Annotated in this window: 10 protein-coding genes, 1 tRNA gene and 1 pseudogene; 7 read left to right on the top strand and 5 right to left on the bottom strand. The window is 67.6% G+C overall.

The window, feature by feature from the left end:
• Positions 1–52 precede the first annotated feature (52 nt).
• On the top strand, positions 53–928 hold the full coding sequence (locus V1Y59_RS21985; RefSeq protein WP_330507173.1) for a hypothetical protein: 876 nt from the start codon (positions 53–55) through the stop codon (positions 926–928).
• A gap of 46 nt (positions 929–974) precedes the next feature.
• Here V1Y59_RS21985 and V1Y59_RS21980 read toward each other — a convergent pair.
• Positions 975–1,140: pseudogene (locus V1Y59_RS21980) on the bottom strand (M23 family metallopeptidase); the annotation flags it as partial.
• A gap of 174 nt (positions 1,141–1,314) precedes the next feature.
• A tRNA-Gly gene (locus tag V1Y59_RS21975) sits at positions 1,315–1,385 on the bottom strand.
• Between the two features lie 176 nt (positions 1,386–1,561).
• Between V1Y59_RS21975 and V1Y59_RS21970 the strand changes: the two genes are divergently transcribed.
• Positions 1,562–2,350, top strand: a complete 789-nt coding sequence (locus V1Y59_RS21970) for an SDR family NAD(P)-dependent oxidoreductase (protein WP_330507172.1) — start codon at positions 1,562–1,564, stop codon at positions 2,348–2,350.
• 45 nt (positions 2,351–2,395) lie between these two features.
• Here the strand turns inward: V1Y59_RS21970 and V1Y59_RS21965 are convergent, their stop codons facing one another.
• The gene (locus V1Y59_RS21965; RefSeq protein WP_330507171.1) at positions 2,396–3,826 is read right to left on the bottom strand and encodes a hypothetical protein; all 1,431 of its coding nucleotides are present in this window, start codon (positions 3,824–3,826) and stop codon (positions 2,396–2,398) included.
• Positions 3,827–4,071: 245 nt separating this feature from the next.
• Between V1Y59_RS21965 and dcd the strand changes: the two genes are divergently transcribed.
• From dcd to V1Y59_RS21945, 4 genes are all read left to right on the top strand, one after another.
• Complete coding sequence (gene dcd / locus V1Y59_RS21960) at positions 4,072–4,647, top strand: dCTP deaminase (protein ID WP_330507170.1); 576 nt, start codon at positions 4,072–4,074, stop codon at positions 4,645–4,647.
• A 120-nt stretch (positions 4,648–4,767) separates the two neighbouring features.
• Entirely contained in the window at positions 4,768–6,177 is a 1,410-nt protein-coding gene (locus tag V1Y59_RS21955) for a UDP-glucose dehydrogenase family protein (RefSeq protein ID WP_330507169.1), read from the top strand.
• 94 nt (positions 6,178–6,271) lie between these two features.
• Entirely contained in the window at positions 6,272–7,714 is a 1,443-nt protein-coding gene (locus V1Y59_RS21950; protein ID WP_330507168.1) for a hypothetical protein, read from the top strand.
• A gap of 184 nt (positions 7,715–7,898) precedes the next feature.
• A complete protein-coding gene (locus V1Y59_RS21945; RefSeq protein WP_330507167.1) occupies positions 7,899–9,230 on the top strand; it encodes a hypothetical protein in 1,332 nt (443 codons plus the stop codon).
• 38 nt (positions 9,231–9,268) lie between these two features.
• Here the strand turns inward: V1Y59_RS21945 and V1Y59_RS21940 are convergent, their stop codons facing one another.
• Together V1Y59_RS21940 and V1Y59_RS21935 are read right to left on the bottom strand one after the other, a co-directional pair.
• Positions 9,269–10,048 (bottom strand): MerR family transcriptional regulator, encoded by a 780-nt coding sequence (locus V1Y59_RS21940; protein WP_330507166.1) that lies wholly within the window; start codon positions 10,046–10,048, stop codon positions 9,269–9,271.
• Positions 10,049–10,082: 34 nt separating this feature from the next.
• Positions 10,083–10,658 carry a TetR/AcrR family transcriptional regulator gene (locus V1Y59_RS21935; RefSeq protein WP_330507165.1) on the bottom strand — a complete coding sequence of 192 codons (576 nt, stop codon included), beginning with the start codon at positions 10,656–10,658 and terminating at the stop codon, positions 10,083–10,085.
• A gap of 91 nt (positions 10,659–10,749) precedes the next feature.
• Here V1Y59_RS21935 and V1Y59_RS21930 point away from each other — a divergent pair, with 91 nt between their 5' ends.
• Positions 10,750–12,417: an MFS transporter gene (locus tag V1Y59_RS21930; protein WP_330507164.1), complete on the top strand. Its 1,668-nt coding sequence runs from the start codon at positions 10,750–10,752 to the stop codon at positions 12,415–12,417.
• Positions 12,418–12,422: the final 5 nt, after the last annotated feature.

Here is a 12,422-nt window from a genome sequence, read left to right as displayed (position 1 = left end):
GCAATGGACGCGATGCGATCTGATCCTCGGGAGCTCGTGCGATCATGTTGCTGTGAGTGCAGGGCCTACTGCCGCGGATTGGGCCGAGCAGCAGATCGCTGCTGTGCGCGACGATCCGGCAGGCCGGGTCGCGCTTATGCAGCGTTGCTACTACGGGCCATACGGAAAGGCGCCGCGGCATCTCCCGTTTCAACGGGCGGCGATGTCGTTCATGCAATGGCAACTCCGGCGAGGCCTTCTCCACCCACTGTCCGGCGACCATCCCGGAAGCCCATGGTGGCGTGCCGTGAACGAGCGCATCCTTCGTGACGGGTGCGAAGCGGTTGCCCTGAGCGGGGACTTTGCCGGGCCGACCTCCTCGCAGACCGTTGACTTCTGGATGTCATTCGTCGGCTACCCGACCCCTCGGGCGTGGTATCGGGCGCACAACGGGAGCGTCGTCGCTGCCTACCTCGAGCACCGTGAACAGGCATCGGCCGAGAACGAGGCTGAGCGCTTCTTCATGAACGTCGTGCTCTGCCGTGTCCTGTTCAGCCACGCCCTCGTCGCGGCCCCACGAATGGCACTTGGGTGGCTACGCCCTCTCGCCCCGTTGCTAGGTGACCCACGACTGGGCATGATCGGGATCTTCCTGCAGCTGTCCCGCGTGCTTCCGGACCAGTACCCGCTCGACAAAGGAGTTCAGTTCTATCGTGATGCCGAACTCGGATTCGGCCGACTCGTGGACTATGGGGTGATCATCCCAAGGGTGCAGCAACTGTATGAGTGGTCTTCGCACGAACTCGCCGCGCCGGGGCTGCTCGACTGCATCCGGGACGAAGCACTGACCTACGCATGGCCATTCGAGGACCGCGACGTCTGGCGGCCCCCGAAGTCATTCCTTGTCCAGATGGCGCCACGGGCGCTCCGACCAGAACGACGCGTCTGAGCAACCACAGCACCGAACCACGGCTCCGTGACTTTGTGGTGCGGGTGGGTCCGGTGGACTGGCCGCGGTTACCGACGGTGCCGATCTGCTGACCGGCGTGGACCTTTGGGCACTGCGTAGACCGGAGTCCCGATCTTGTTGGCGATGTCGATGCCCTTGTGGCTGGTGCCCCAACGCGGATCGTAGCCCGAGGTGACGGTGCGCCCGCTGACTATTTGTCGGAAATCATTGCGAGGGATGGGCGGCAGGCTGTCGAGGAGCGGCCGGCGTCCAACCTCATCTCAACAGGCGCATTGGACGCTGCGCTGCGCACGCGGGTAGCGCGATTAATCCTGCGGAGGGAGCCGGAGGCTGCGAAATGCCACTCTGAGCAGGGCTTCTATCGGAGCCGATGACGGGAATCGAACCCGCGTATTCAGCTTGGGAAGCTGATGTTCTGCCATTGAACTACATCGGCGTGCGAGCGCCGAGACTCGCGAACGACAGAGTAGCAAATGTTGTGCGGGTGACACCCGCCGACTGGCGACTGGCGTGCCAGGCGCGGATCTCGGGATGGATTTGGCGGTACTCGCCGCATCTTCGGGGCACTCGCTCTAGTCTCGGGCAGGTCACCGACCACCCAGGAGTCCCACTGTGGAATACCGAGGCAAGACCGCGTTGATCACCGGCGCCAGTGGCGGTATCGGCGCGGAGTTCGCGAGGGTGTTGGCAGCTCGCGGCGCTCACCTGATCCTGGTTGCACGCAGCGAGGACAAGCTCAAGGCACTCGCCGGCGACCTGGCCGACCGACACGGTATCCGCGCCGAGGTCATCGCGGCCGACCTCAGCGCCGCCGGCGCCACCGACGACTTGGTCGATGAGGTGGACCGGCTCGGACAAACCGTCGACATACTCGTCAACAATGCCGGGTTCGGCGTACACGCCGACCTCGTCGATGCGGACCCGAAACGAATCCACGATCAAGTGGCGCTCAATGTCGGCGTACTCACCGACCTCACCACCGTCTTCGTCAAACGGATGGTGCAACAGGGTTCCGGCGCGATCATCAATCTGTCGAGTCTTGCGGCCTTCCAACCGGTTCCGCATCTGGCGGTCTACGCCGCGACGAAGGCCTACGTGCTGTCGTTCAGCGAGGCGCTCTGGTGGGAGTGCAAGCCGCACGGAGTCAAGGTGCTTGCGCTGTGTCCGGGCGCAACGGACACCGGTTTCTTCGATGCCGCCGGTGCGGACGGACAAGCGGTGGGCCCACGGCGATCGACGCGTCAGGTCGTGGAGACCGCGTTGCGCGCGTTGGACGCCGGCAAACCGAGCGTGGTCGACGGTCTGCTGAATCTCATCGGGGCCGTGGCGAGCCAACTCGCACCGCGACGGTTGGCAGTCGCGGTGGCCGAGCTGGCCGTCCGGCCCAGCCTCCGAGGCTGACCGAACCGCGGCGCGCCGTGCCGCGCAACCGACCCGACCTCCGCGTCACCAGCGCGCGGCGGACACCGGAACCCGTTGCGTGGACTGCTGCGTCGGTGCCGGTCGCTTGTCCTCGGCCAGGCACATCGAGCGCAGCACATTGTGGTAGACGACGAGCCCGTAGAGATTGGGCGCCCCGACGATTCCGCTGGATTTCGGGACCATCTCCGCGGTGATCCCGGCACTCGGGAACAGGTCGTTGAGCAACGCCGCCGCCGGGTCCACACCGCCCTGCGACCACGCCAGTTCGATCATGTGCGCCGACAACGCGTACGCGTAGTACGCCGCAGTCAGTGTCTTGGTGACCGACAGCTGCGAGATCGGAGCGGTCGCGGCGAGGTTGTCGCCCTGATTCCTGTTGTGGCTCAGCCCGATGACGACGTCGAGCGGCGCGCCGCCGACGTAGGGGAGGAGCACGCCGATCTGGGAGATCGCGGACTCGGCGGTGGTGAAATCGGCGGGGTCCGCCGGGATGAGATTGCGCTGGACGTGGGTTTGGCGCATCCATCGCTGCACGTCGTCGGACATCGCGGCGATCTGCCGATCGGTCACCGGGTTGGTGCTGATCGCCTGCAGATAGTTCGACGTGCGGGAAACGATGCGCGACAGCGGCAGGTCGCCGATCGCCGGGCAGCTTTCGGGGTCGGCGAGGTCGACCTGACCGGCGATGTCACGGATGAGCGCGGGGACCGAGTCGGTGAACCGCAGGTCCTTGACCGACTTACCGGCGTTCTCCTTCTCCGACCGGGTGACCGACACGATGCAGGCCTCGACAAGTCGCTCACTGACCGACTTGTAGATCTGGGTCGTGGCGAACACGCCGAGCAGGATCGGCAGCGTGATCAGGGTCCCGACACTGATGGGACCGGCGACGGTGGCGATCGACGGCACGGTGCGCCGGGCGACCGTCAACGGGACCATCACGGTCACATACAGATACAGCCACACGGTCTCGACAGCTTGTGCGACGGTGAGGTTCTCGACGGGGATCGACTCGGTTGCGTCACCTTCCCGGACATTCACCAACTGCGTGACGATCCACTGTGAGATCGGATCCCGATACGTCATGATCGGGCTCTCGTCGTCGGCACCCATGTCGTGCGGGTGGTTGGACACCGCGAGTTTCGAGATGCGCAGCCCCTGCATGTCCCGGTGGGCCCGGGCCTTGATCGACGCCGAGCGTTTCTGGATCTCGGGCGGCATCTTCGGCAGCAGCGAATCGAAGATCGCGTCATAGACGGCGCCGAACGTCGCGAACCGTGAACCAACGCATTCCTCTGGTTCGGCGGTGTGTGCGCGTGCGGTGGGTGCCGACGGCTGCGCCATCGCCAACCCCGTGACACCACGCTCCCCGCCGAACGACAGCACGACGGAGATCACCGCAGCCACCGAGATGGCAGTGATCAGCACTCGGCGGCCGGGGCGTCGCGGCAACACCGCTGCGATGCTCTGTGAGCTACCTCGAAGATTGCGCGCTGGCACCCGCTTGCCCCCCCAAGAATCGTGCGATGGACCAATTGCCCGCTCGCATGTGTCGTGTCTCATGACCGTCACGGAATGGTCACGCGGGTCACTCTAAATGAGCGATCGCTTATTTGCCATAGGTGGGTAGGGATCGCATGTGGTTCGACAGATGTTGGCCGGCCGCCGTTCATCGGGCGTATGTCAGATAACCTCACACCGTGCTGCTCTCCGACCGCGACATCCGCGCAGAGATCGCCGACGGGCGGTTGGCGCTCGACCCGTTCGATCCCGGTCTCGTCCAGCCGTCCAGCGTGGATGTGCGGCTGGACAGCTTCTTCCGCGTCTTCAACAACACGCGCTACACCCACATCGACCCGGCGCAACGCCAGGACGAATTGACCTCGCTCGTGCAGCCGGGGGATGGAGAACCCTTCGTGCTCCACCCCGGTGAGTTCGTCCTCGGCTCCACCCTCGAGGTCTGCACACTGCCCGACGACCTCGCCGGTCGTCTCGAGGGCAAGTCGTCGCTGGGCCGCCTTGGCCTGCTCACCCACTCGACTGCCGGCTTCATCGACCCCGGATTCTCGGGTCACATCACTCTCGAACTGTCGAACGTCGCGAACCTGCCGATCACCCTGTGGCCCGGGATGAAGATCGGGCAGCTCTGCCTCATCCGGCTGTCCAGCCCTGCCGAGAATCCTTACGGCAGCTCGTCGGTCGGGTCGAAGTACCAGGGTCAGCGCGGTCCCACGCCGTCGAAGGCCTACCTGAACTTCACCCGACCCACCGACTGACCGGCGGCTGCGCCGGATTCGTTCGGCGTTCATCTTCGACCGCGGCTGTTCATCGAATCGATCGGGACGGGTCACGTCGTCGTCGCGTCGCCGACGGAAACCCGGCGTACCCACAGAATCATGAAGATGACGGTGATCGGGTGTGGGTACCTCGGAGCGACCCACGCGGCATGCATGGCCGAACTGGGACACGATGTGCTCGGGGTGGACGTCGACCCCGAGAAGGCGGCGCGGCTACAGGCCGGTGAGGTTCCGTTCTTCGAGCCGGGACTCTCCGACGTGCTGCGCCGCAACCTCGCCGCCGGACGGCTGCGGTTCACCACCGATCCCCGCGAGGCCGCCGACTTCGCCACCGTGCATTTCCTCGGTGTCGGTACCCCGCAACTGCGGCGCGGTTACGGCGTCGACCTCTCCCACGTGGAGTCCGCGGTCGATGCCCTGGCGCCGCTGGTGCGGGGCGAGCACCTGGTGATCGGGAAGTCGACGGTACCCGTCGGAACGGCGGCCGCCCTCGCGCAGCGCATCGCCGTGTTGACCGCTCCCGGATCGCATGTCGAGTTGGTGTGGAGCCCGGAGTTCCTGCGTGAGGGCTTCGCGGTCGAGGACACGCTCGAGCCCGACCGACTCGTCCTGGGCACCGACCCCGACCGTGACGACTCCGGCCCCGCCCGGGTGGTCGCCGAGATCTATCGCGAGATCCTCGAATCCGGCACTCCCTTCGTCCGAACCGATTGGGCCACCGCAGAACTCGTCAAGGTGTCGGCCAACGCCTTTCTGGCGACCAAGATCTCGTTCATCAACGCGATCAGCGAGATCTGCGAGAACGTCGGCGCCGACGTGTCCACGCTGGCGGACGCCATCGGCTACGACGGTCGAATCGGGCGACGATTCCTGAACGCCGGGTTGGGATTCGGCGGCGGATGTCTCCCCAAGGACATCCGCGGTTTCATGGCCCGCGCAGACGAGGTGGGCGCCGGTCGGGCGCTGCGGTTCCTCCGTGAGGTCGATGCCATCAACACCCGCCGACGGGCCGCACTGGTGGATCTGGTGTCCGACGCCGCCGGTGGCGACGTGCTCGGTACCAACATCGCGATCCTGGGTGCGGCGTTCAAACCCGAGAGCGACGACGTCCGAGATTCCCCCGCCCTCAACGTGGCCGGGCAACTGGCGCTGCGGGGTGCGTCGGTCTCGGTGTTCGACCCCAAGGCGATGGCGAACTCGCGCCGGCTGTATCCGACCCTCGACTACGCCGACAGTGCCGCGGCGGCCTGCGAGGACGCCGACGTGGTGGTGGTGGCCACCGAGTGGGCCGAGTTCGTGCACATGCTGCCCGAGGAACTGTCCGGTGTGGTGCGGGCGAAGGTCATCGTCGACGGCCGGCGCTGTCTCGATGCCGCCGCCTGGCGTGCCGCCGGTTGGCGCCTGGTCGCACTCGGGGGGCCGATGCGGGTGACCGCGCCGCAGATTCCGGCCGACGGGGCCGAGCCGATCGAGACCGCGGCCCCGCAGGTCGCGCGGCCGCGGTCCTGAGAACACCGTGTTAGTGTCGTGACCGCACGCCTGCGCGCGCTCAGCGGCGCGGCGGACGCGGGGGAACGTTCATGGATGCAAGGCACCGGATCGGATGACAGACGACGCGACGGATGGCGATCGGTCGGTCGAGGCCACGACCGACCTCGATGCGCGAACAATCGATCGGGTCCTGCTCGGCGACATCGCGGCCCGCCAGATCGCGGTCGGCGTACCCGCTGACCTGCCGTTCATCCTGATCGACATCCGAGTCGAGGGCCTTCGCATCGGCATCGTCGACCCGCGCCTCGAGGCCGTCGTCGGGGAGCGGCTCATCACCACCATTCGTCCCGACGTGATCGACCGACTCCTCGCCGACCATCTGGTCCGTACCGGCCGCGTGGAAGAACCGGCCACGGACGAGTGGACGAGCGAACTCCTGGAACTGGCGGCCCGCGGTCGCGAACGACTCGCATCCTCGGACGCCACATTCATCATGGGGCAGCAGAACGTCCGGTTCTTCCGGGTCGCGCAACGCGACCTCGACGAGGCGACCGCGCCGTTGCGTGCCGAGATCGCCCTACTGTGTGATCAGGCGGCTGCGGCCGTCGCCGACCCGGTCGCCTCCGTCGTGCTCGATTCGGGACATCACCGCTGGCCGGGCCTGTCGGAGATGTTGGGCGACGCCGTCACGCTGCCCGTCGTCGCCGTGGAGGCGGACCGGATCGTCGACGAGCGACCCCGACGCCATCACGACCCGGTCGGTGAGGCGATGACCGAACCCGTCGTCGTGGCCGAACCCGAGGTGCCCCAGGCGGACCCGGTGGCCGTCGGTTCCGTCGTCGACGCCGGCCAGTTCGAAACACCTGTGCCCGAACAGGTTCCGCAGCCCAACCAGTCCGGTGACTTTCCGGTCGCGTGGGTGGATGCGGCGATCACACCGACCACCGATCCGATCGCCGTCGTGCGCGACGACGTGCATGCGCTGCGCGACACGACGGGCACATACGCCGCGCCGTACGAACCGCTCGCGCCGTACCTGCTCGATGCGCCGACCACGGTGGATGATCCGTCTCCCCGGACGATCGCCGACACCGGACCGGTGACGGTTGTGCAGACGGGTTACCACCCGCGCGAATGGGCCCTCGATCCCGACCACACTCCGGCCACCGCGACGATCCGCGAGCGCCCGATCCGCGAGCGCCGGCGCACCATCATTCGTGCGGCCATCGCGCTCGGAGCCGTCTGCGTGATCGTGGGACTCGCCGTCGCGGGCGTGCTCGCCGTCACCGGCGACGAGACGTCCGAACGCGCCGAGGTGCCGGTTGCGGCAGACACGACCACGCCCACACCCACCCGGGCCTATGCCGATCCCGCCGACGTCGTCGAGGCCGGCCTACCGGCGGCGCGGTACACGCCACCGCCACCACCGCCGCCGCCGACCACTGCGGATGAACCGACGCGGCAACAGAACCAGCCTCGAAACCGCCCGCAGCCCCGGCAACGGGTGATCCCGAATCCCATTCCGGGTCTCCCGCCGATCGTTTTGCCATTCTGAAGTCACCGTTCGTCAGGCCACATTGCGTGTCCTGGCGTGTTACGTTCGACCTGACTGTCACCGTTCGGAGTCTCGGACGTGCAGACGTCGGTTGATCGATGCTCGGTTTCCTGGGCATTTGGACGATCGGCAACCAGCCGGCATGAGTTCGGTCAATGCTCGAGACGGCAGGGCATGAGATCCGATGAGAGATTTTGCGACGCCCGTCGGTCGCGGCACCTCGGCCACGATCGGCGATCCGCTGCGCCGCATCATTCCGGATCGACTCGGTGACATCGCCGCGCGGCAGATCGCGGACGACGTCGATCCCGAGCGCTTCTTTCTCTTGGTGGACCTTGCCGCTGACGGCATTCGGATAGCCACCGTCGACCCGTCCACGGAGACCGTCGTGGCCGAGCGGATGTCGAGCATCCGCCCCGCCGAACTCGATCATCTCCTCGCCACGCACCTGGTCCGCACCGGCCGGGTGGAGCGGCCGACCTCCCCGGAATGGGCCGCAGAACTCGTGGAGCTCGCAGGACGTGGACGGTCCCGGCTGGCGACAGTCGAGACCGCCGTCGTGGTGGGGCACGACCGGGTGTCGTTCTTCCGGGTCACGCGCCGCGACCTCGAGGAGGCAACCGAAACGGTCTGGCCACAGGTCGCGCAGTTGTGCGACGAAGCGGCGGTCGCCGCGCCGGAGGAGATCAGTTCGGTCGTGCTCACCGCGGGTCACGACGCCTGGCCCGGACTGGCGGCAATGCTCCGCCGGGATGCGGAGGTGCCGGTGGTCGTGGACGGGCCCGGGGCCTTCCGGTCGGCAGGCCGGCCGTCCGATCGGCGCAGCGAAACCGACACGCGGGCACCCGTCGCGCGGACTTCCGCCGGCTCGGCGGCGGTCGAGCAGCGCACCCAACCCGTTGAGCGCGTCGATCGGTTGCAGGACTGGCCCGACGACGCACCGATCCCGAACGACGACCCGCTGCCCGGCCCCATCGCATCACTCGCGGCGGATCGCCCGCCCCGCTCTCGGAAGCCGTTCCGGAGACCATTGGCGGGGGTGGGGCTCATCGCCGTCTGCGCGCTCATCGGCGTCGGTGCCGCGGTCGTCTTCGCCGCCGTCATCGCACTGTTCGGTGGCGAGGAAACCCCGGACAGTCTGTCCGAGTTCGTCGACGACGGTCGCGAGGCGTCGGCACCGGCCGATCCCGGCAGCGGTGACGCCGATCCGGCCGACCCCACCACAGCCGACCCCGGAGTCGCCGTCAGGCGAGCTCTCGCCGCGGCCCGACGGCCCGCCGAACAATATGTGCCGCCGCCCCCACCGGAGACCTACTCGTCGAACCCCGAGTCGACGACGGGCGGCCCGCCGGCACGACGCGGACCGCAAAACCGGCCGCCCGGTCCCGCACCGGCGCCACCGCCTGCCCCGCCGCCCCCGCCCGCTCCGGCACCCGCCCCGGCGCCGGGTCCACCGCAGCAGCGGACCGTCCCGAATCCGATCCCCGGGCTGCCGCCGATCGTCCTGCCGTTCTGAGTAATTGGCCACGGCGATGACGCTGTGGCCCACCGCGTCTACCCGGCGGCGGGGGCGTCCGGTGGATCGGTGGCAGCGGATTCGCGTGCGCGGTCGAGGTATTCGCTGAGCTGACGCGCGAGGTCGCGGTCCAGTGCGCGGTCGAGGGCATTGTGGGCGGATACCGACCCGGCGCGCCGCAGCTCACCGAGAAGCTCTGTCGCCCATTCGGATTCGGCCGTCGTCTGCGGTATCCAGCCGTCGTCGTGGCCCTCGGTGACGGCGCGCCGCCCTGCGGAGATGACGATCTCGGCGACGGCGGCCATCTCGTGGTCGAGACGTCCGTGCACATCGAGGATGCCGCTCAACGGAAGACCGAGCTTCACCAGGCGGCCGTACGCGGAGACCGTCTCCTGATCGAGGATCGTGTACCGGTCTGGACTCTCGGAGTCGTCGGGTTCGATCAGCCCGTACTCCGCCAGACGCTCGTAGTGGACGGGGTTGCCGGAGTTGAGCAGATCCCGCAGATCCTGGGCCGACATCGTGGTCGACGTCGCGGTCGACCACGGCTCGGACACCAACTCCTCGAGGCCGAGGACCTTGGCGAGATTTTCTCCGCGCTGCAGGCCGGACAGGAACTCGCCGATGTGGCGAATGGTGAAGCCGCGTTTGAGCAGGTCGTTGATGACCTTGAGTCGAGCGAGATGGGCGTCGGTGTAGATCGCGATGCGTCCCCGGCGCAGCGGCCTCGGCAGCAGACCCCGGTCCTGGTATCCGCGGACGTTGCGGGTGGTGGTTCCGGCGGCGCGTGCCAGATCGTCGATCCGGTATTCGGTCACCGCGACATTCTCGCAAATGGCAATCGCGACACCGTCACGCGGCGATTCCGCGCGCCACCAGCAACAGGAGGTGTTCGTAGTTCTCCGCCGGGTCGAGGAAGGGTGGCTGCGACTCGGCGAGCTCAAGACTCATCGCGCCGTGGACACACGCCCAGACCTGCGCGGCCAGGCTGTCGGGATCGCCGGCCATGATCAGGTTCGCGGCCTGGCCGTACCGGATGATGTCGACGAGGACGCCGAACGCGCCGGTCGCGACCTCGTCGTCGGGCGTGCACTTCGTCGAGAACATCAGTTCGTACAGCCGCGGATAGTCCAACGCGAACGCGCGGTAGTTGCGGCCGGCGGCCAGCAGGCGCGCGGCCGCGTCGGAATCGGTGGCGGCGATGCGCGTTCCGAACTCGCGGAAACCGTCGGTGACCACGGCATCCAGCAGACCGTCCTTGCCGTCGAAATGGTTGTAGACACCCATCGGCGCCACTCCCGCCTCCGCGGCGACCCCGCGCACGGTCAATGCGTCAGAACCCTCGCGTTCCAGGAGCTGCCGCGCTGCGGCGATGAGGTTCGCCCGGACCTCGGTCGCGGGTGTTCGCGGATTCTTCACGGTCGACACGTTGACAAGTGTACTAGGACGGCGTTCTATTGGAGTAGAACACTGTCCTACAAAAATGTGACGACGTTCCACAATTTTCGAGGAGAAGCAGATGAAGACTCGTTGGTGGGCCCTGGCGGCCCTGTGCTTCGCGGAACTGCTAGTGATGGTCGACAACACGATCGTCAACGTGGCGCTGCCCACCCTGGCGCGTGATCTGGATGCCGGGATCTCCGGCCTGCAATGGATCGTCGACGCCTACACCCTGGTCTTCGCCGGTCTGCTGCTCACCGGTGGCTACCTCGGCGACCGGTTCGGGCACCGGCGCATGCTGTTGACCGGTATCGCCGGCTTCGCGGCGGTGTCCGTGTTGGCGGCGTCGTCGCAGACCCTCGGTCAGCTGATCGCGGCGCGCGCCGGCCTCGGGCTGTTCGCGGCCCTGGTGTTCCCGGCAACTCTCGCCATCATCGTGGCCGTCTTCGTCGAATCGAAGGAACGTGCTGTGGCCGTGGGTGTCTGGGCGGCGACGTCGGGCATCGCGGTGGCCATCGGTCCGGTGCTGGGCGGGTGGCTCCTGGAGAACTTCTCGTGGGCGTCGGTGTTCTGGGTGAACCTGCCGGTGGCCGCGATCGCCGTCGTCGCCATCGTGGCGGTGGTCCCGGGTACCCGCCCGGAGCGTGTCGCCCGGTTCGATCTCATCGGTCTGCTGCTCTCGGTCGTCGGCCTCGGGCTGCTGACCTACTCGGTGATCGAGGGTCCGCACTTCGGGTGGGCCGACCCGCGGACGATCGCGGGGCTCCTCGTGGCCGTCGGCGCACTGGGGCTGTTCGCGTGGTGGGAACTGATCATCGACCACCCGATCCTCAACATCCGGCTGTTCGCCAACCGGCACTTCGCCACCGCGGCCGCGATGATCAGCGTCGCGTTCTTCGCGCTGTTCGGATTCATCTTCCTGATCACGCAGTACTTCCAGGCGGTCAAGGGGTACAGCCCATTCGAGGCGGGCCTGCGGACGTTGCCCTTCGCGATCGTGATGGCGGTGTTCTCGCCGGTCGCGATGTCGTTGTCGCAGCGGTTCGGTCCGCGGCCGGTGGTGGTCGCCGGCGCGGTGTTCATGTCGGCCGGCTTCGGCGTGGTCGAGGTGTCGTCGCGCACCTCGGGCTACTGGGAGCTGATCATCTGGGCGATGTCGCTGATGGCCATGGGCCTGGCGTTCATCTCCGGGCCGTGCACGCAGGTCATCATGGAGGCGTTGTGGCCCGAACAGGCCGGCGCGGGCTCGGCGGTCAACGACACCACCCGCGAACTCGGCGGCACTCTCGGTGTGGCGGTGCTCGGCTCTGTGCTGACCTCGGTCTACACCGCCGGCGTCGTCGACCGGCTGTCGGCGCTCGGACTTCCTCAGGCGCTCACCGGCCTCGCCGAGGAGTCGGTGATGGCCGGGGTCGAGGTCGCCCGCCAGGCCCCTGCGGTGGCCGGCGGGCAGATCAGTGTCGCCGTACAGGAGGTGTTCGTCGACGGGCTGCACAGCGCGGTATGGGTCGCCGTCGCCATCACCGCCGCGGCGGCCATCGTGGCCGCCTACCTGTTGCGTGGCGCGCCGGGAGTCCCTCCGGTCCCTGAGGAGCGAGGCGCTGGCCGAGCGTCACGAAGGGCCGCCCTTCGTGACGCACGCTCACTTCGTTCGCGGGCTCCTCAGGGTTCGGGGGTGGGCACTGTCGATCTGGCCCTCGCCCGTTCGACGGATGATCAGAGGCAGGACATCCGTCTTGCCCCCTGAGAACA

Origin of the sequence: Gordonia prachuapensis, from assembly GCF_036350515.1 — a bacterium.
Taxonomy (GTDB): Bacteria; Actinomycetota; Actinomycetes; order Mycobacteriales; family Mycobacteriaceae; genus Gordonia; species Gordonia prachuapensis.
Note: the sequence above shows the minus strand (reverse complement) of the source record. Positions and strands in the feature narration are given on the sequence as shown.